Raw genomic sequence first — 19,214 nt, forward strand, 5'->3', positions numbered from 1 at the left:
ACAAAAAGTTGCTAGTTTGCCCATGGAGCCTGAAATCGCTTTCCCTATATAATGTGCCTATATAAAAATGGAAGCGATAGCTCATGATAAAAGGGGAGACATTGTAATGATAACTGTTGAGGAATTTACCTTTGTGAAGGAGGGGAACGCAGCCAAGATATACCTTGACCCCAGCGGAGAGGATTATGCCGGATTGCGCCGGGTGGCCGGGTCTTTTGCCGCTGATATTGCACTGGTGTGCGGACTGGAGCCGGACATCTGTACAGAAATCAGAGAGCTGGCTGGAACCGCCATCATCGCTGGATCGATCGGCACAAATGGGCTGATTGACCAGTTGATTGCAGACGGAACCTTGGATGTATCCTCCATTCAGGGCAAGCGGGAATGCTACCGGATTCAGGTGATAGAACACCCGGTTCAGGGCGTGGAGCAGGCGCTCGTTATTGCGGGCAGCGATAAGCGGGGGACGATCTACGGCATCTACTCGGTTTCTGAAAAGATAGGTGTCAGTCCGTGGGTATACTGGGCAGATGTGGTCCCGGAGAAGAAGCCGCTGCTGGCGCTTTCAACCCGTCTGCTCCATACTACCTCCAAGGAACCCTCTGTAAAATACAGAGGCATCTTTTTGAATGACGACTGGCCGTCTCTGGGTTCCTGGGTGACTCAGGCTTTTGGCGACTTTAATGAAGAGTTCTACGACAAGGTATTTGAGCTGATCCTCCGGCTGAAGGGGAATTATCTATGGCCGGCCATGTGGAGCGCTGAATTCAGCCTGAACGGTAAAAGCAGCCCAATCGCGAGTGCCCTGCATGCCGAAGAATACGGCATCATCATGGGAACCTCCCATCATGAACCGCTGTTCCGGGCAGGCAGTGAATGGCAGAAGGTATACAAGGAGTACGGAACAAGTAACCTGTGGGATTTTGCCCGGAATAGACAGGCCATCACAGATTTCTGGGAAGACGGAATCAAGCGCAACCAAAACTTTCATAACCTGATCACGCTAGGCATGCGGGGGGAGAGCGACTCTGCGCTAGAGGGCTCCGATGCGGAGAATATCGAGTTGCTTAAGGACATTATCCGTACGCAGAAAGGATTATTGAAGAAATATCATCTGGAGTATGCCCCGCAAATTCTGGCGGTCTACAAAGAAGTGGAAAAATATTGGTACGGTACACCCGATGTGGAAGGCCTGAAGGACTGGGATGTTCTGAAGGGTGTTACAATTCTACTGGCTGACGATAATTTCGGCAATCTCCGCAAAATCCCTGCGGTACACGAGCATCACCGCAGTGCAGGCTGGGGCATGTACTACCATTTCGACTATCACGGGGGTCCCCATTCCTATGAGTGGGTGAATACGACTCCGCTGGATAAGGTCTGGGAGCAAATGTCCATGGCATTCGATTACGGCATCCGTGAGGTGTGGATCGTCAATGTTGGGGATTTGAAGCCTATGGAGCTGCCGATATCGTACTTTCTGGATTTGGCGTATGACTTCGACGCTTGGGGAACCGGGGCAATCAACCGAACTGCAGAATACACAGGGCGGTGGGTGAAGCAGCAGTTCGGCCATGCCCTGGAAGCAGAAACGGTGGAAGGAATTACGCAGATATTATCGGATTACACCCGGATGAACGGCCGGCGCAAACCGGAAATCATAACCCCTGCAACCTTTAGTCTGCACCATTACCATGAGGCCGGGCGGGTCCTGAAACAGGCCATAGAGCTTGAGCAGGCGGCAGAAGCCATTTATGAACGGATCCCGGAACCGCATAAGGATGCGTACTATCAGCTTGTCTATTATCCTGCTGCAGCATCGGCTAATGTGGTGAAGATGAACATTTATGCGGGACTGAACAGCCTTTACCTTAAGCGGGGCAGTGTGCTTGCCAATATCTATGCGAAGCTCGTTCATGAAGCGACCGGGCGGGACAAGGAGCTGGAACGGGCCTATAACAGCGGTATGGCAAGCGGGAAATGGCAGGGGATGATGAGCTCGGCTCATGTGGGATATGTCAACTGGGATGCGGAAGGGTGGAAGTACCCGGATGTGAGCACCATCGTTCCTGCTACTGGACCTCAGATGATCGTTGATGTGGAGGGTACTGAGCGGGCCTATGTTTCGGGGATGGCCAGCCTTCCGGTATTTACAAATCTGCTGCAAGAGAGCTATGACATTACTATCAGTAATGGCGGAGCAGAAGGCTTTGCCTTTGAAGCAAAGAGCAGCGCGGACTGGATCAGGCTGGAGAAGACCGAAGGTTGGATTGTTACCGGGGAGACACTTAGAATTTCTGTGGACTGGGACCGGGTAAACGGGGCAGCCTCCGGTGAAATCACTCTTTCAGGTGCCGGAGAAACCGTGAAGGTGAAGGCATCCACGGAGTGGACCGACATTCAGGATGTGCCGCCCATGACTTTTATTGAAGCCCATCATGTCGTGTCGATAGAAGCGGAGCATGCGATAAGCCGCGTATCGAAGTCCGGGGCCGAGTGGAAGATTATCGGGAACTACGGACGCACTTTATCTTCGGTAAAAATGTATCCGGACGGTATATCTTTTGCCCAGCCGGAGCAGGCACCTTATCTGGAGTACCGGATTCTGCTCTGTCAGGACGGGGAGTACACCCTGACCGCCTATACCGCGCCGACGAACAACCTGTCCATGACCAGCAGACTGACATATGCGGCAGGCTTTGATGGGGAAAAGCCGGTGATTGCAGATACCCTGCCGGTGGGCTATGAGGGCGGCAATCATGATAATGAGCCGTGGTGCCGCGCCGTGATGGATAACATTCATACCACAGCCACCCGTCATACCTTGTCAAAAGGCATGCATACCCTCCGTTTCTACGGACTGGATGCCGGTCTGGTGCTGCAAAAGCTGGTGTTGTCCGCTTCTCCGCTGCCCTATTCGTATCTGGGGCCGGAAGAGAGCTTTTATACAGGACAGCGCAGACATTAGTCTTGCAGGGCTGACCGGAGCCATGGGAGGATACCCGGCCGGCCCGGGGTCCTCCGTTATTTTAAGGCGGATGACGGAGGATAGCCCTTGATGTTCTTGAAGACATTGCTGAAATAAGCGACATCATGATATCCGCAATGCTCCGCAACTTCCGACACATTAAAACCACCTGCCGACAATATCATCTCCGCGTTATTCACCCGCACCTTATTCATAAATTCTTTGCAGGTTAAGCCCGTGTTCTGCTTGAACAGCTTGCCCAGGTAGACAGGATTGAGGCCGACCCCCTGAGCCAAATCTGCAATCGTCACATCCTCAGCATAGTGATCCATGATATAGGCCATTACTTTATGTACTCTAGGATCAAGAATTGGCGTCTGATGATGGTGGGCGATGCTGAGCAGCCGGTATACGATCAGCTGGAAGATAGCCCGGCTTTTCATCCGGTACAAAGGCTGCTTGCCCATCCACACATGCGAGAATTCCCTGATATCTTCCAGGATCTCTTTGGTCCTCCAGTTCCTGGTTACCGTCTCAAAGGGAAGCCGGATAGGATTATCCGGGCCTTCCCAGAAAAAATTAAAGGCATAGGAATGCATCGGAGATTCCTTACTGGTTCGGGCTTCCCGGATACTGCCGGGAGGTGCATAGAGCATGTCGCCCGCTTTTACAGTGAATTTCTCTCCGTTGATATAATAATCTGCCTGGCCTTCCAGAATGAATGTCAGATCATGAAAATCAATTAGGCTGCGGCCAATCTCCCAGTCCGGGAAGCATCTCCGGTCAACGAACAGAAAGACTTTCGGAACAAGGTTCTCATATTTGCTAGTGTCCATTAGAGCTATTCCTCCTGCGTACATCATAGCATCATGGTTTGGAATGATAAATGCCTGTCCACCTAATGAAATTGAAAAGGTGTGGGTAGCCTAAAGACGGTAAGCGTCTCAAAATTCCAAACAGGTGAGGACTGAATTCATTTGGACAAAGCTTCCGGTGATGCTAAAGACGACAAAAAACTGAAATGGTGGCAGCTTAGCCTGCTCGGCGTTGCGGGTACCATTGGTACCGGTTACTTTCTGGGTTCCGGTCTGGCAATCTCCATAGGAGGACCCGCAGTTTTACTGGCTTACCTTCTAGCTGCTGCCGGAACTTATGTAGTCTTTGATGCGTTATCACGCATGACGGCAGATCATCCAGAGCAAGGATCATTCCGTTCCTATGCCAAAAAAGCCTTTGGAGGCTGGGCGGGTTTTGCCAGCGGCTGGGTATACTGGTTCTCGGAGCTGCTGATTATGGGGAGCCAGCTTACGGCTTTGTCGATCTTTGCCCGGTTCTGGTTTCCGGACGTGCCGATGTGGATCTTTGCTGCAGGTTTTGGTTTAACGGGTCTGCTAATTGTTTTCTTCGGAAATAAGGGCTTTGACCGTGTTGAAAATGTGCTGGCTGTCATCAAGGTGGCCGCCATTCTGATGTTTATGGTGCTGGCGGCGGCTTTGCTGGCGGGATGGATCGGGGGCGGTAAATATACACCTAAACTTCCGCTTACGTACGCGGCATTGTTTCCGGCCGGGGGCATTGGCCTGTGGTCTGCTTTTATCTTTGCTTTCTATGCTTACGGCGGTATTGAGGTACTGGGTATTATGTCTTACCGGTTGAACAAGCCTGAAGAAGCGCCAAAAGCAGGAAAAGTGATGCTGCTGCTGCTGACTGCGGTATATGTTGTATCGATTGGCCTCGTAGTGACCATGGTGCCCCTAAATGCTTTTAATCCCAAGGAAAGTCCGTTTGTGCTTGCCTTGGCCAGTGATCATCTGGCTTTTGTACCGCATCTGTTCAATGGTGTGCTGATTATCGCCGGATTCTCGACCATGACCGCTTCGCTCTATGCGGTGACATCGATGATGCTTACCCTTGCGCAGGAAGGGGATGCGCCACAGCTTTTTTCGCGGAAGCTAAAGGGTAAATATCCTTTGCTGGCCATGTGTCTGATCTCCGTGGGACTAATCGCAGCGATAGTGATGTCCCTGCTGCTGCCGGGAAAGGTATATGAATACATCACTACAGCTGCCGGATTAATGCTTTTGTACAACTGGGCTTTTATTTTGCTGTCATCAGGGAAGCTGCTCCGAGCGGCAAAGTTAAGCGGTTTTAAGCGCTGGACAGGTCTGGTGCTTATTGGTGCGGCAGTTGCCGGGACGCTTTTCCATGAGATCAGCCGGCCCGGTTTCTACATCAGTCTGCTGCTGGTGGCCCTGATCGCGGCAAGTGATCTTATCGTGCATAAGGTACGCAAGAAGAGAGAGGCCTCTTCCTCCGGACACCGTCCTGCGGAGAAACTGGAAGAAGAGTTTCAGAGACAGGATGGAGGCCCGCAGTTCAAAATTAAAGGCATCCGCATGCGTATGCGCAAAAGTAAGCTTTTAATGAAAAAATAGCAGCCGCATGGCTTGTACCCCAAAATAGAAGCCAAAGCCGACCAGCGAAAGTCCCGACAGCACTGAGATCGCCTTAAGCACACGGGCAGTCAGCAATTTACGGAAGACACTGGACGCTGCCGCCATGGATACATCCCAGAGCAGAATTCCCAGTACAATAGCACCGCTGTACATCAGCAACTGATGCATCGGATACTCGCTGGCGGCTTTTGCCAGGATGGAGCCGTAAATGCCCAGCCAGAACAGGATGGAGAGCGGATTGAATAAAGACATCAGGAATCCGGCCAGAAAAGATTTGGAAAGGGAGGCCTCACTGCTTCTCATTTCTGAGGCTTCGATGATACCTGCATTTTTGATGCTCTCCACTCCTGTGTATACCAGCACAAAAAATCCGAATAACCATAAAAACGCTTTGACAAATGGAGCATCGAGCAGATGGATAATACCGAAATAGACCAAAAGCATGTAAATGATATCTGCACTTATGGCTCCAAGCCCGACAAACCAGGCGTGCATAAATCCTCCCCGGATACCCTTGTCCAATTGTGCAGCGTTAATCGGTCCAATCGGTGCTGAAAGCGACAGCCCCAAAAAAATATAACCTATGAATACATTAATAGTGCCCGCCCTCCTTACTCTACTCTGTAGCTAGCATATTCTGTAAGGATTGGTTATAGGACAACAAATGAAGGCCCGCCAAAAAATCAGGGGCCTTTTTGAGTCTGCTCTGCTACAAGGACAAGGCCTTGTTTGCCGTAGCCACGTCATTGGAAAGCAGTTTGACATGAGCAATTTCTTCCAAGAACACGCCACGGAGCAAGTCCCGGAACTGGACCTTCTTTATAAAAATACAAATGGAAAATCCCCTTAAAAGTAATTTTCTTGTGAGGTATCTTCCCCTGAGGCCGCATGTTTATTCTGCATCTTGTCACAGAGTTGGAAATTTCCCAAGGAAGCAAAGCGTATGATTTCCTGCGCAAGAAACCACAATATCAACATGTGAATAACAACAAAGGTGGTTCTACCATGAAGGGAAAGAAAGGGGCTCTGGTTGCACTTGCTTCCATCCCGCTGATCATGACATTAGGCAACTCCATGCTGCTGCCTATTCTGCCGCAAATTTCCGGGGAGCTCAGGATCAGCGCTTTTCAGGTCAGTATGATTATCACCGTTTACGGACTAATAGCGATCCTGATGATTCCAATTGCGGGATATTTATCCGACCGATTTGGGCGCAAAAAGGTTATTCTGCCAAGCTTGATCATTGCTGCTCTAGGCGGGGCCGTCTGTGTTGCCGCCGCATGGTTTTTGGAGGGGTCCACTGCATACTGGGTTATTCTGGGCGGGCGCTTTGTCCAGGGAATCGGGGCTGCCGGAGCCTTCCCGATCGTTATTCCTTTTGTCGGGGACTTGTTCAAGGATGAGAAAGAAGTCAGCAGAGGCTTGGGTGTCGTGGAGACCTCGAACACCTTCGGCAAAGTGCTTAGTCCTATTCTAGGCGCTTATCTGGGAACGGTACTTTGGTATGCTCCATTTATTGCGATCCCGATTCTATGTCTGGTCTCCTTTGTCCTAATGATATTTCTTGTGAAGGAGCCAAAATCTGAAGGGCAGGCCGAGAAAAAAGCGCTGGGACAGTTTTTAAAAGGAATCAAGGAGATTCTGCATGAAAAAGGCCGCTGGTTGTATTCGATTTTTGCAGTCGGCGGGATTTGCATGTTCGTAACATTTGGAGTGTTATTCTACTTATCGGAAACCCTGGAGGCCAAATACAACCTTCACGGCTCCGCCAAAGGTTTCGTTCTGGCGATTCCACTGGCCCTGCTCTGTCTGGCTTCTTATGGCAGCGGTAAGATTATCGGCCAGAACAAGCTGCTGATGAAATGGCTGGGATTTGGAGGCATGGTGCTGCTGACAGCAGCTATGGTCATCACAGGCTTCAACAGCAATATTTATTTCATGGTCGGATTCCTGAGTCTCAGCGGTATCGGCATTGGCGTGGCTTTGCCCTGCATGGACGCTTTGATTACGGAGAGTATCGAAAAGGAGAACCGGGGGACCATTACGTCTCTGTACAGCAGTATGCGCTTCATCGGGGTAGCTCTGGGTCCGCCCGTTGTTTCCCTTCTAATGACCAGAGGACATTGGGTATTGTTCGGAACGATGGCAGCTGTCGGGACCTTGGGGGGGCTGCTGACATTGTTCGCAGTGAAGCCCAGTGAAGGCGGAAACCCTAAGGATAATAATCCTTTCAAATCCGGGAGAAGCATGAAGAATCCATGGCAACGCCAGCGGGCGCGGTAACTGATCAGGAAGGAGAGGAGAGACGAATCGTTTGGGAAAGTTCTCTATCCGGAAAGCAACTATGCTCGGGACAGTATTTCTTGTAAGTATTGCGCTTATTTTCTGGCATTCCTACAAGAGGGCGGAGCCTGAATCCGGTCTGGAGCAGCTTGCTGCCATGCGGAGCGGGGACGGCTACAAAGCCTATTTTGGAGCGGGACAAGGATACAATCTCATTATCATCCAGCTGGAATCCTTCCAGAACTTCTTGCTGAATCAATCTGTTCAAGAACAGCCTCTGACTCCTGTACTGAATGAACTGGCGTCTGAAAGCTTATATTTCCCCTATATATTTCAACAAATTGGCCGTGGAAATACGTCGGATGCAGAATTCGCCGCCAATACCTCCATCTACCCGGTGGGGGGAACACCCATGTCTTCGAAATATGGGAACCGGAAGTTTCCCAGTCTGGCCAGATTGCTGCATAAGCGGGGATATACCGCGAATACGTTTCATGTGAATAAAGTGAGCTTTTGGGACCGGAATCAGTTGTACCCGGCACTGGGCTTCGACACCTATTATGACCAGCCTTATTTTCGCAAAGAAAAGTTTAACCGTTTCGGGGCCTCGGACGAGGAACTCTACCGCGTAGCCTTCAACAAGCTGAACGCTTTGGCGCTGAAGCATCAAACATTCTATGCCCAATTGGTGACCGCCTCCAGCCACTCTCCTTATACGATCCCGGAAGACAGGAAACGTCTGAAGCTGAATGCGGCATTAGACGGCAATACCCTCGGAAATTATCTTACAGCCATCCATTATGTTGATTATGCCCTTGGGACCTTTATCGATAAGCTTAAACAATCCGGGTTATGGAATAACAGCGTAGTTGTTGTATACGGGGATCATTTCGGGCTCAATAAGAAAAATTATAATCCTCAAAAGATCGCAGGAGTGGAGGAAACCGGAAACTAATGGAATCCAAAAATGAAATTACAACTGGAGGATGACGGCGAATGAATGATTCAACCCTTATGCAATCCATACGGAAGCTCGCTCAGCCTTGGGGCAGCGATGAATCGTATGACAGTCTGATCGCTGAGGCCAAAAGCGCAAGTTATGTTCTGCTCGGAGAAGCATCGCATGGCACCTCAGAGTTCTACAGCGTTCGTGCCGGGCTAACCAAACGTCTTATCGCAGAAGAAGGCTTCCGGTTCATTGCGGTAGAAGGGGACTGGCCATCCTGCTATACGCTTAACCGCTATATCAAAGGGTATCCGGATGCGGCAGACCAAGCAAGGGAGGCCCTCAGCGATTATACCCGCTGGCCCTCCTGGATGTGGGCGAACCGCGAAATTCTGGAATTGGCGGAATGGCTGCGCAGCTATAATGAAGAGCGGCCGGAATCAGAGAAGGTTGGCTTTTACGGCATAGATATGTATAGTCTTTGGGAATCAATGGATGAAATCCTGGAATATCTCACTTCTAAAGGCAGCCCGGACCTGGAAGCGGCTATGCATGCTTTTGAATGCTTTGAACCTTACGGCAGGGAGGGGCAGTCGTATGGGATATCAGCGTCTTTATACGGAGAGGGCTGCGAGGAGGAGGTGGTTTCGCTGTTAAGCAAACTTCAGGATGAGTGGAAGCAGGCCCATCCGGCTGACCGCGAGAATGCATTAAGCGCTGAGCTCAATGCGATGACTGTACAGGGGGCGGAATCCTATTACCGGACGATGATACGTCATGACTCCGATTCATGGAACATCCGGGACCGCCATATGGTTGCAGCCTTGGAGAAGCTGATGGAGTTCCATGGTAAGGGTGCCCGGGTAGTGGTATGGGAGCATAACACTCATATTGGTGATGCCCGGGCAACCGATATGGCGCAGGACCAGATGGTCAATGTAGGACAATTGCTGCGTGAAAAATATGGAAGCACCGTATATGCCGTTGGCTTCGGGACGTACCGGGGGACGGTAATTGCCGGGAGAGCCTGGGGAGCTCCAGCGGAGGAAATGCAGGTTCCGCCAGCGCTTAAGAACAGCTGGGAGGAGCTGCTGCACCGGGATGGGGCAGAAGACAAGCTGCTCTTGTTCAGCCAGGAAGAGACCGTACTGGACCAGAAGGTTATCGGACACCGGGCTATTGGTGTGGTCTACCATCCGGAACGGGAGCGGGGCAATTACGTACCCTCTATCCTTTCGAAGCGCTATAACGCTTTTATTTATCTCGACCATACCCACGCGCTGTCTCCGGTTCAGACGGGGGCTGCTTTTACCTCTTGATCAGAATTTGGTAACTGAAAGGTTCAAGATGGAGCTGCAAGCTTCCTCCTGTTGAAATCACTTGTTCCTTATTGGTTACATCCTGAAATGCTCCTTCCAGCGGAAGGGACAGGGAAACAAGCTGTTCCGAAGGGTTCAGTGAAATGACGAAATGTGCATGCTCATCCATGCGTTCATATACAAAAGCGCGTTCCCCCGGGTCTGCCTTCAGGACATGGAAACAGCCTGTCTGCAAAGCCGGGAACGTTACGCGCAGCCGGATCAGAGACCGGTAACACTCGAACAGCTCCCGGTTCTGGAACTCTTTTTCCCAGATCATGCATTTGCGGCAATCCGGATCACCGGTCCCCTCAAGACCGATTTCATCGCCATACAAGATGCAGGGAGTCCCGGTAAAAGTGAACAGGAAGGCTGCAGCCAGCTTAAGCTTTCTTGCATCCCCGCCCAGCTGTGTGAGAATCCGCGGAGTATCGTGACTCGCGAGCAGGTTGAACAATACCTCATTGGCTTGCTGCGGGTAACGCATCAGGAGGTTGCTAATCTGGGCTCCAAAGCGTTGAGCGTCAATGTCACCGTTATTCAGATATTCAATCAAACGCCTTGCAAGCGGATAGTTCATGACCGAATCGAATTGATCTCCGTGCAGCCAGCGCATAGAATCACTCCACACCTCTCCAATGATAAAAGCGTCGGGATTGATGGTTTTAACAAGCCTGCGGAAGTTCCTCCAGAAGGTATGGTCAACTTCGTTGGCCACATCCAGTCTCCAGCCGTCAATAGCTACTTCGTTCATCCAATACGCAGCGGTATCCAGCAGATATTTCCGGGCCTCAGGATTTGCCGTATTCAGCTTGGGCATCTCAGCAAAAAAACCAAACGCCTCATAGTTAGGCTTCCCATCGGTTACCTTCACAGGAAACTCATGAATGTGGAACCAGCCGGCATAGGGGGAGTGTAGTCCATGTTCAATCACATCCTGAAATTGGGATGATTGTGCACTGATATGGTTAAACACGGCATCAAGCACAACACGGATTTGCCGGGCATGAGCGCTTTGGACCAGATTCTTCAGTACCGCAAGGTCACCCAAATTCGGGTCCACCTTCCTGTAATCGGTTGTATTATATTTATGGTTACTTGGAGCTTCAAAGATGGGGGTCAGATATATAGCCGTGATCCCCAGCTCAGCCAAATGATCCAGATGGTCTATGATTCCTTGAAGATCTCCTCCGAAGAAGCTTTCAACCGTAGGCGCATCTCCCCATGCTGAAATACTCACGGGATCATTTCCGGGGTCGCCATTGGCGAACCGGTCGGGCATGATCTGATAGAATACGGCAGACTTGGCCCATTCCGGAGCCTTAAACAGATCCACTTCATGGATATAAGGTCTTTCGAAGTATCCCTCCGGCGGTTCAGGCTGCCTGGTGAAGATTCCTTCTTCTGTCATCCAGACGGTCTCTTCTCCGGCATGAAAGCGAAAGGCATAAGAGAAGCGCTTATTTTTGGGTTTTACAGCCGTTTCCCAATAATCAAAGAGCTGGTCGGTTACTATCTTTTGCATCCTGTGCTCATGATGATAGTTCTTCCAATCGTATTTGTCGCCCGTGAGGGCAAAGACCTGCTTCACATTCTCCTTCTGGGTCCGGACACGCAAATGGAAGGTGTCCTTGTCATAGAGGTATGCCCAGTTGCTGTGAGGGACATGATGCAGGCCCTCCAGATGAATAGGTTTATGCTCTGCCGCAGAATTCACAATCCAATCCTTGTTCTTCACAAAAGACCTCCCAATCATTTGAATATGTATATTGTAGCCGCCGGATTGGAAATTAAGCCTTTCTTTTACGGGGGATTTACAAGTGTGGAATTTAAAAAGCCCTCTCTATCCGGTTTGGATAGAAAGGGCTACTGCTGTTAGGCGTTCACAGTTTCATGTCTTTTCACTTGTAGCGGCGGAGGAATAAGCCAGCCTTTTTCTTTAGTCATCTTCAGAATTTTGACACCAAGGGCTGCCTTGGTCATGTGATACTTGGCGAATAAAGCCCCAATATCCTCACGGATACTTTGTCCCATTACTTGGCTGCAGGCTACCAATGAAGTGGCGACGTCCGCTGCAATTTTGGCTGCAATTTCGGGATCTGTAAATCTTGCTCCCACAGGAATGTCTTCGAGCTTGACCTGCGGTCTGTCAGGCAGTGCCGGAGCAGTGCCGATACCGTTATCTGTCAATAGTTTATCACATTCGCTTACTTCCAGTTCAGCCTGATCAATCAAGGAGCCGAGGATTTTTTTCAGCTCATGGTCACCCGCATGATTCAGATATGCGCGGTAACAGGAGATGGATCCCTTTGCAACCATTGAAGCTTGCCATACACCGTATATTTCTCCGTAATGCATAGGTTCATCTTTTGAATTTCCGCCTAATATCCCTGACATACACATACTCCTTTATGCCTTTTATTTTTCTTTCAAAAGACGGCAGTTCCGTCTCTGCTTACTGGCATAGTATGTCCTGGATCCCACAAATTAACGCGCAAATTCGTGTGAAGTTCTCAATTTCCATAAATGATATCCTGCTTGCCCAGTCTCGAATCGTTCCAGACCGCGGCCAGCGTATCCGGGAATTTGGTAGCTGCAGTAATATAGTCGCCAATCAGCGGAACAGGCGTGGGAGAATTGCCGTTTGGATTGGTGGAAACATCGGATATCCGCCGATTGGCGAAGGAAACGCCGGCATTGAAAGACTCAGCGACAAAAACATCCAATAGAAATCCGTTCACCCGGTTGGTGTAATAAATCACCCGTATGGTTCCGTTCGAGGGGGAGACGGTAATGGAAGGGGAGAAGTTCTGTGAGCCCGCCGGTGCTCCTGTGATACTAATAGGCGAGGACCACAGCAATCCATCCGGGGAACGGGAAAAAAAGACATCCGCATAGCCCAGACGGAAATCATTCCAGACCGCATACACAAACCCCCCGAACTGTCCGGCGGAAATGTCGGTCCCCAAGCTGAGGTTCGTCTGTACCCGGAACGCGTAATTCGGCACGGGCAGAGGACTCGGCACAGGAACTGTACTGGCGATGAACGTAGCTCCCAGGATCACTGGAGGGTTGAAGGAAACACCCCCATCCAGAGATACTCTGATATATGCATTCGTCGGGAGGTTGGAGCGGGTCTGAATATAACCGACATACAGCTCTCCGGCGAGTCCGACGGCAAGGGCAGCCCGGTCAAGCTCGCCTCTGGGATCGGATATGCGCAGCGGCCGTTCCCAACTGAGTCCCTGATCCAGAGAACGTTGGAAAAAGATAGCCGAGTTCTGGGAAAGGTCGTAAATGGGCGTATAGCCTACATATGCATTTCCCCGGTAGGGACTGGAGGGAGAACGGTCAACAGCGATATAAGGTTCATCATTGTGAACATATAATCCAAACCCTTGCTGTACAATGACCGGGGGATTAAACGTTATTCCGTTATCAAAAGAACTGTAGGTAGCAATCGTTCCATCCATAAATTCATTGAAGTAATGAACCGCCACGATGAATGTGTCGGGAAACGTATAATCGATTGTCGGGGCTTCTGCGCTCATGTACCCTGGTGCTTGCGGCAATACGGTATTTGACCAAGTTGCTCCTCCGTCGATCGAACGGTAGAAGCCTGTTAATGCGGTTCCTGTACTGTCTTCCACCGCGACCACACACAGAATATTCGGGTCCAGCGTATTTACCGCTATCGAGGGCTCGATATGATTCCCCGGCAAAGCGGCAGTTATGTTCACGTTAGCCAATGGATCACCTCATTTTAGGAAGAAATAATCGATAACCGGTCAATATATGTAAGTTCAGGCTGCAGAATCCGATCCAGAGTGTTTCCGCTCGCATCCAGCGCAAAGATGTTAATAATGGTGTCTACTGCACTGTAGAAATTGACTTGGACCTCATAATAATCGGCAAGCGTAACTGAATAGGTCTGGGCAACAAGCTGCTGGGGATTAAGCTGGAAAAGGGTTTCTCCGACAGCAACACGTGTGAAGCTCGCTCCACGGAACTGGAAAATCTGCAAGGTGAGATTAATGGGGGAAATAATGGAATCGTTTAAGCAGGAGATTTGAATCCGGTCCAAATGGGTGGAGCCTGTTGGAGGATTGTATACCGCTCCCGTTGTAAAAGGCATGGCATGAACTCCTTCCGGCCTTGGTTGAGGCGTTTAGTAAAACGTATGTGAAGCAATTTTGTCCTATGCCGGAATTCCAGAATATGTATGATTACAGAGGGAGGACGAATCTCCCTCTGTGTGGGGCTTAAAGAATGGATAAACCCATAAATACAATCGGTCCGACGACGTTGGGGATATTTCCGCCCGATACAGAAGACGCGGTTATTGCATAAGCGTAGTAACCCGAAGTCAGCCCGGAGTCTACATAAGATAATTTCACCGCATCAAAGGCATTCACAGCGGTACCGCTGGACCGGAAGGTGCTGATCTGCACCGCATTGCGTACGAGAGTGAAGATAACATCCGGGGAATTACTGCCAGTGCTCTGCAGACCGATTGTGGCTTCAAGCTGCACCGATCCTCCTGTGGCAACATTCAACCCGAATTGTCCAAGAATGATGCTGCTTGGCAAAGCTAATACAGATAAAGAGGTGGACTGAGAGAAGCTGGACGGGATGCTTTTACCCAGATCAATAATTTGTGTCATGACAGTCACACCAGGGACAGGCCCGAAAATAACACGGGGCCTACCAGATTTGCACTGTTCAGAACAGCGGAATTCATCTGCGAAACGGTAAGGGTATAGGCGAAATAGCCAGCGGTCAAGTTACTGTCAACAAAAGAGAAGCTGATCGGATCATATTGATTGATATTCAGCGCACTCGCCGTAATCGTAAACACCGCCGTGCTTCCCCGTAAAATAGTGAACAGCAAATCCGGACTTCCCAGCGTATTCTGGACACCGACGGACGCGCTCAGCCACACATTGCCTCCCTGCCCTGTTGCCAAACCGAATTGAGCGAGCGTATTGCTTGAAGGCGATGCAAGAATGGGGATCGAGATCGACTGGCTGAAGCTGGCGGCAACACTTTTACTGAAATCGAGAATCTGGGCCACAGTAATCAGCTCCTTGTAACGTATTTGTTCTATTCATAAAATATGTATGTTGGAGTGAGAGTGATTGGACGTGACACAGGCGCTATTTGACAAGGGGCAAGGGTTCACGTATTGTGGTACTATAAAAACCATATGGGTACCAAAATAAAAGAATCGAAAGGAGCGTTTATATGGATAACATTACAATTATGAATGGCAACCCCAAATCGGCGTCCGGAGGCAGACTGATGGGTATGGCACTGGATTATATGGCTTATCCGCTGGTTGGATCGATAGATCAAACCTTAATTGAGAGCACATTACAACAATTATGGGGTCTCGGAAAAAACCGTTTCAGCCATCAATATGCTTTTGAGGCCAGGCTGGATGACACAACCATAGGGATGATTACCTGCTACCCGGTATCGGTGATGGATAAGCTGGTGTGGCCCACGGTCCGGGAGCTAATCAAAATGCGGAAATGGAAGCTCGTCAAGCATTCGCTGCTGCATTTGCAGGATTTGTGGTCTATGGTGAGCCTGAATGAGGGAAGAGCGGATGAATATCACATCGGAGCTTTGGCAACCTTGCCGGAAGGCCGGGGATACGGAATCGGTTCGAAATTAATTCATTTTGCAGAGGGAAAAGCCAGATTGAGCAACTACGGGAAATGCTCCCTGACGGTCAAGCAAGAGAACCTCAGGGCCATCAATCTATATGAGCGGCTGGGATACCAGATCATGGATACGATAGAGAAAAAACCGTATTATTTATATCGTATGGTAAAACCCCTTCCGCGTATCCTTACCTAAGTGTTAAGGTAGTAACGGGAAGCTAGAGGAAGGGTGGACGGGCAAGGGCATGGACAATAACGTCTATTTTAAAATTTTAAAATGTTTTGGCGCCAAAGGCACGAGGTTTACGACAGAGGACCTGGCAAGAGAGCTGGGTACGAGTAAACGCACCGTATATGCCTATTTTTCAAGTAAGGATGAAATGATAGAGAAAACCATAGATTTTGTGTTTACGGAAATTACCCAATCGGATACGGATATCCTGGAAGATGCAGAACTTTCTGTTCAGGAGAAAATCAGGCTCTATTTTCAAAACATACCTGATGCCTATTCGATTGGCACCATTATCCGGCATATGGATGACCTTCAGCGTTATTACCCCCGGCTCTATGAGAAGGTGAACCATCACCTGGACACGATTTGGGATGGTGTCATTGAGCTGGTGAAGGAAGGGATGAACCATCAGGAGCTGCGGAAGGTGGACACAGTCATTCTCAAGCTCATGCTGAATGAAACCCTGAGAAAGCTGCTGGATTATGAGTATATTGCTAATCATCCGGTCAGCTTCGAATCCGGCATTAAGGCGATGAGTGATATTGTTCTATATGGCTTGATGAAAGAGAAATTTGTGAAAGATTAGAAGAACCTAAACCCCCAAGGAGCTAAGAGAAATAAATACTTTTCTTGGGGGCTAGAAAAATATAGGGACAGCAGGTATAGTTAGTTAATAAAATTAACTAACTATACCAAAAAGGATGAACAATGAAAAACCAATCTGCAGGTACGCCGAGAGCCATGCGCAATCTGAATGAATTGCTGATTCTGAATGAGATTATAGGCGGGGGACCGCAATCACGGGCCGATCTCAGCCGTCAGACCGGGTTAAGCAAACCAACCGTATCCTCAGCCATCACTCATCTCATCGGGCGTGGACTGGTCAGGGAGACGGGCAGGGCCGACAACTCCCAGGGGAGAAAGGCAACCTGGCTTGAATTCAATACCCATTGCTTTTATGCAGCCGGCGTTGATCTGGGGGCTACACGGATCAGGATGGCGCTGGCTGATATGGGAGGGCAGATCGTCCAGTACCAACAGCTGGCAATGCCTGAAGGAAGCCTGACAGATATAGAGTTCCAGACCTTTTTGGTTGAAAGCCTGGAAGGGCTGCTTAAGGAATACGGTGTAGCATGGGACAGGATTAAGGCTGCCGCGATCGGAATTCCCGGGGTCGTGGACCCTGCCGGCGGTGAAGTGTCTAGGCTGGTTTCACCGCTGAAGGGCCTTGAAACTACATTGGAGCTTGCCAACTTAACCCGGCTTTTTCCCGTCCCTGTCATCACTGAAAATGATGTGAATCTGGCGGCACTCGCGGAGCATTCCTTAACTGGCGATGCCGCAGGAGGAGGGGGCTCACTCTTATACTTTTCGTTAGGCGAAGGAACCGGGGGAGGCATCATTATTGATGGTGCAATCTACCGCGGCCTGGGCGGAGGAGCAGGGGAATTAGCCAATATGAGGCTCAGTGCCGGGAGGCTGGAGGATGTTCTTTCTGCCAAGGGACTTCTAAGGCTTACCTCCGCTATAACAGGGGAGCAGGACAAGAAGCCGGATTCCTACAGCTCTGAACCCGGAATCTCTCCAGAGAGATTGTTCGAAGAGGTCAGAAAGGGTGATCCTGTGGCACAGTCCGTAATGGACGTGTATAGTGGAATGCTGGCAGAGGCATTAACCAATATTTGCGCTGTAATCGCTCCAGATTCAATTGTTTTGGGTGGAGGACTTGGCAGCAACGGAGACGTATTGCTTCACCGGCTGGAAGCCCGGTTAACCGGGCTGGACCGCAAACCGCGCCTGGCAGTCTCATGCCACCGGGAGAGGGATGTCGTTACCGGAGCCATTCAGATTGCGGTGCAAGCTGCCTTTCGCCGCCTCCGTGAAGAATGGACGCTTTAGACATAATCAATAGAATCTGGAGGGTTGCTGGAATGAACATTCATAGTGCCGGAATCGATGTGGGCGGAACCAAAACGCTGTTATGCCTGGTTGACGAAGAAGGAAATATCCTGGCGCAGCATAAGCTTGAGACGCAACTTACGCGTGATCCCCGGCTGTTCTTCGCCTGGTTGTTTGATGAATTGGGGCAGTTCTGCGCAGCAAATGGAGGCGGTCTTGCCTCACTCAGCGGAATTGGCATCGGGTTTCCCGGGGTGATGAATGAATCCACAGGGATTCTATCCAGTGCCCCTGCACTGAATTGGCCTGCCATAGATATCCGTCCGGTCATCGCAGCCCATTATCCGGGGATAATTGTGCTTGATAACGATGTGAATATGGCGGCGCTTGGAGAGCATGCTGCCGGAGCCGCCGCCGGCTCTGAGGATTTTATGATGATTACGGTAGGAACGGGGATTGGCGGAGCTATGTTTTTGAACGGGCAGCTGTACCGGGGGGCCGGATTTTCGGCCGGTGAGATTGGTTACTTGATTCTTGAACCGGAAGCAGACCTTAATTCTGCCGATTCGGAGAACAGTGAATTCGGGCCTTTTGAAATGGCTGTGTCCGGTACAGGGATTGGCCAGAAGGCCGCCGATTATCTGCTTGAGGACAGCCGTTTCTCCCTGATCCGGCAAATCGCGGGAAGCGGACCGGTCCGGGCGGAGCATGTATTTGCAGCAGCGGCACAGGAAGATGCAGCCGCTGTGCAGATTTTGAACAAGTCTTATGACCAGATGGCGGTTGTCATTAAGAACATAACGATCACTCTGGACCTTCATCTAATCATTCTCGGAGGCGGAGTGGTGGAGAAGAATGCTGGATATGTCCAGGAAATTGCCGGCCGGGTAAGCCGTTACACTCCGCATCAACCGGTAATCATCAGGCAGGCGGTCTTGGGTAATCAAGCTGGTGCCATCGGAGCTGCGGCAGCGGTCAGGAGCAGACTGGCAGGTAAATAGGATTGGGATTCATCTCCTGCAAATAGATGGCCCCCTAATAAAAGAAACAGCGGCAGTCAGGGACGACAAATGAAGTCCCTGACTGCCGCTGTTTTATTGAAAAAATGTTTCCCGTTAGAATTCCTGTAAACTGAATATTTTGGAGTTTGAACAAAAACGAGCGCCTCGGTAACATGGGAGTTGGATACGGGTCTACAGCCCTTTTAATCTCACCATTTAGGAGGTCGCTCTACTATGAAGTTTAAAGCTCAAGACAAGCAAAATCAACTCATTGAAAACATTACCGTTCATCATTTGGTCATTGGCGTAGATATCGCCCAAGAAGTCCATGTGGCCCGCGCCGTCAGCTTTCGTGGGATTGCTCTGGGAACTCCGCTCGAATTCGGTAACCATCGTGAAGGG

The 19,214-nt window shown here is 50.1% G+C and carries 17 protein-coding genes and 1 pseudogene; 10 read left to right on the forward strand and 8 right to left on the reverse strand.

Annotation, left to right across the window (positions count from 1 at the left end; translation table 11 throughout):
• Positions 1-106: 106 nt before the first annotated feature.
• Positions 107-2,968 carry a glycosyl hydrolase 115 family protein gene (locus A3848_RS18720; protein WP_074086424.1) on the forward strand — a complete coding sequence of 954 codons (2,862 nt, stop codon included), beginning with the start codon at positions 107-109 and terminating at the stop codon, positions 2,966-2,968.
• 56 nt (positions 2,969-3,024) lie between these two features.
• Here A3848_RS18720 and A3848_RS18725 read toward each other — a convergent pair whose 3' ends face one another.
• The gene (locus A3848_RS18725; protein ID WP_074086425.1) at positions 3,025-3,804 is read right to left on the reverse strand and encodes an AraC family transcriptional regulator; all 780 of its coding nucleotides are present in this window, start codon (positions 3,802-3,804) and stop codon (positions 3,025-3,027) included.
• A 141-nt stretch (positions 3,805-3,945) separates the two neighbouring features.
• Here A3848_RS18725 and A3848_RS18730 point away from each other — a divergent pair, with 141 nt between their 5' ends.
• Entirely contained in the window at positions 3,946-5,403 is a 1,458-nt protein-coding gene (locus tag A3848_RS18730; protein ID WP_074086426.1) for an amino acid permease, read from the forward strand.
• Here the strand turns inward: A3848_RS18730 and A3848_RS18735 are convergent.
• Complete coding sequence (locus A3848_RS18735; RefSeq protein WP_074086427.1) at positions 5,389-6,021, reverse strand: LysE family transporter; 633 nt, start codon at positions 6,019-6,021, stop codon at positions 5,389-5,391. The genes A3848_RS18730 and A3848_RS18735 overlap by 15 nt on opposite strands.
• A 408-nt stretch (positions 6,022-6,429) precedes the next feature.
• On the opposite strand from A3848_RS18735, the gene bcbE reads away from it, so the two are divergent.
• From bcbE to A3848_RS18755, 3 genes are all read left to right on the forward strand, one after another.
• Positions 6,430-7,707, forward strand: a complete 1,278-nt coding sequence (gene bcbE / locus A3848_RS18745) for a bacillibactin exporter BcbE (protein WP_083606894.1) — start codon at positions 6,430-6,432, stop codon at positions 7,705-7,707.
• 61 nt (positions 7,708-7,768) lie between these two features.
• Entirely contained in the window at positions 7,769-8,662 is an 894-nt protein-coding gene (locus tag A3848_RS18750) for an LTA synthase family protein (RefSeq protein WP_143192093.1), read from the forward strand.
• Between the two features lie 41 nt (positions 8,663-8,703).
• On the forward strand, positions 8,704-9,972 hold the full coding sequence (locus tag A3848_RS18755) for an erythromycin esterase family protein (RefSeq protein ID WP_074086431.1): 1,269 nt from the start codon (positions 8,704-8,706) through the stop codon (positions 9,970-9,972).
• Here the strand turns inward: A3848_RS18755 and A3848_RS18760 are convergent.
• The 6 genes from A3848_RS18760 to A3848_RS18785 form a co-directional block, all read right to left on the reverse strand.
• The gene (locus A3848_RS18760) at positions 9,962-11,701 is read right to left on the reverse strand and encodes a glycoside hydrolase family 13 protein (protein WP_074086442.1); all 1,740 of its coding nucleotides are present in this window, start codon (positions 11,699-11,701) and stop codon (positions 9,962-9,964) included. The genes A3848_RS18755 and A3848_RS18760 overlap by 11 nt on opposite strands.
• Positions 11,702-11,886: 185 nt before the next feature.
• The gene (locus A3848_RS18765; RefSeq protein ID WP_074086432.1) at positions 11,887-12,408 is read right to left on the reverse strand and encodes a DUF3231 family protein; all 522 of its coding nucleotides are present in this window, start codon (positions 12,406-12,408) and stop codon (positions 11,887-11,889) included.
• 116 nt (positions 12,409-12,524) lie between these two features.
• Positions 12,525-13,760, reverse strand: a complete 1,236-nt coding sequence (locus A3848_RS18770) for a sialidase family protein (RefSeq protein ID WP_074086433.1) — start codon at positions 13,758-13,760, stop codon at positions 12,525-12,527.
• A 14-nt stretch (positions 13,761-13,774) separates the two neighbouring features.
• Positions 13,775-14,146 carry a hypothetical protein gene (locus A3848_RS18775; protein ID WP_074086434.1) on the reverse strand — a complete coding sequence of 124 codons (372 nt, stop codon included), beginning with the start codon at positions 14,144-14,146 and terminating at the stop codon, positions 13,775-13,777.
• A 127-nt stretch (positions 14,147-14,273) separates the two neighbouring features.
• Positions 14,274-14,675, reverse strand: a complete 402-nt coding sequence (locus A3848_RS18780; RefSeq protein WP_074086435.1) for a hypothetical protein — start codon at positions 14,673-14,675, stop codon at positions 14,274-14,276.
• A gap of 5 nt (positions 14,676-14,680) precedes the next feature.
• Positions 14,681-15,085, reverse strand: coding sequence for a hypothetical protein (locus tag A3848_RS18785; protein ID WP_074086436.1), 405 nt, complete (start codon positions 15,083-15,085; stop codon positions 14,681-14,683).
• Positions 15,086-15,255: 170 nt separating this feature from the next.
• Here A3848_RS18785 and A3848_RS18790 point away from each other — a divergent pair, with 170 nt between their 5' ends.
• The 5 genes and pseudogenes from A3848_RS18790 to A3848_RS33035 all read left to right on the forward strand — a co-directional run.
• Entirely contained in the window at positions 15,256-15,876 is a 621-nt protein-coding gene (locus A3848_RS18790; protein ID WP_074086437.1) for a GNAT family N-acetyltransferase, read from the forward strand.
• A 49-nt stretch (positions 15,877-15,925) separates the two neighbouring features.
• Positions 15,926-16,498 carry a TetR/AcrR family transcriptional regulator gene (locus tag A3848_RS18795; protein ID WP_074086438.1) on the forward strand — a complete coding sequence of 191 codons (573 nt, stop codon included), beginning with the start codon at positions 15,926-15,928 and terminating at the stop codon, positions 16,496-16,498.
• Between the two features lie 122 nt (positions 16,499-16,620).
• Positions 16,621-17,811 carry an ROK family transcriptional regulator gene (locus tag A3848_RS18800; protein ID WP_074086439.1) on the forward strand — a complete coding sequence of 397 codons (1,191 nt, stop codon included), beginning with the start codon at positions 16,621-16,623 and terminating at the stop codon, positions 17,809-17,811.
• A 32-nt stretch (positions 17,812-17,843) separates the two neighbouring features.
• Complete coding sequence (locus tag A3848_RS18805) at positions 17,844-18,812, forward strand: ROK family protein (RefSeq protein ID WP_074086440.1); 969 nt, start codon at positions 17,844-17,846, stop codon at positions 18,810-18,812.
• Positions 18,813-19,046: 234 nt separating this feature from the next.
• Positions 19,047-19,214, forward strand: a pseudogene (locus tag A3848_RS33035) (IS110 family RNA-guided transposase); the annotation flags it as partial.

Origin of the sequence: Paenibacillus sp. P32E, from assembly GCF_001909085.1 — a bacterium.
GTDB lineage: Bacteria > Bacillota > Bacilli > Paenibacillales > Paenibacillaceae > Paenibacillus_AQ > Paenibacillus_AQ helianthi.

What these genes read in the sequence shown, in the direction of transcription:
- A3848_RS18720 (WP_074086424.1), top strand. Translation starts at nt 107, where the DNA reads ATGATAACTGTTGAGGAATTTACCTTTGTGAAGGAGGGGAACGCAGCC.
- A3848_RS18725 (WP_074086425.1), bottom strand. Translation starts at nt 3,804, where the DNA reads ATGGACACTAGCAAATATGAGAACCTTGTTCCGAAAGTCTTTCTGTTC.
- bcbE (WP_083606894.1), top strand. Translation starts at nt 6,430, where the DNA reads ATGAAGGGAAAGAAAGGGGCTCTGGTTGCACTTGCTTCCATCCCGCTG.
- A3848_RS18750 (WP_143192093.1), top strand. Translation starts at nt 7,769, where the DNA reads ATGCTCGGGACAGTATTTCTTGTAAGTATTGCGCTTATTTTCTGGCAT.
- A3848_RS18755 (WP_074086431.1), top strand. Translation starts at nt 8,704, where the DNA reads ATGAATGATTCAACCCTTATGCAATCCATACGGAAGCTCGCTCAGCCT.
- A3848_RS18765 (WP_074086432.1), bottom strand. Translation starts at nt 12,408, where the DNA reads ATGTCAGGGATATTAGGCGGAAATTCAAAAGATGAACCTATGCATTAC.
- A3848_RS18775 (WP_074086434.1), bottom strand. Translation starts at nt 14,146, where the DNA reads ATGCCTTTTACAACGGGAGCGGTATACAATCCTCCAACAGGCTCCACC.
- A3848_RS18780 (WP_074086435.1), bottom strand. Translation starts at nt 14,675, where the DNA reads ATGACACAAATTATTGATCTGGGTAAAAGCATCCCGTCCAGCTTCTCT.
- A3848_RS18790 (WP_074086437.1), top strand. Translation starts at nt 15,256, where the DNA reads ATGGATAACATTACAATTATGAATGGCAACCCCAAATCGGCGTCCGGA.
- A3848_RS18795 (WP_074086438.1), top strand. Translation starts at nt 15,926, where the DNA reads ATGGACAATAACGTCTATTTTAAAATTTTAAAATGTTTTGGCGCCAAA.
- A3848_RS18800 (WP_074086439.1), top strand. Translation starts at nt 16,621, where the DNA reads ATGAAAAACCAATCTGCAGGTACGCCGAGAGCCATGCGCAATCTGAAT.
- A3848_RS18805 (WP_074086440.1), top strand. Translation starts at nt 17,844, where the DNA reads ATGAACATTCATAGTGCCGGAATCGATGTGGGCGGAACCAAAACGCTG.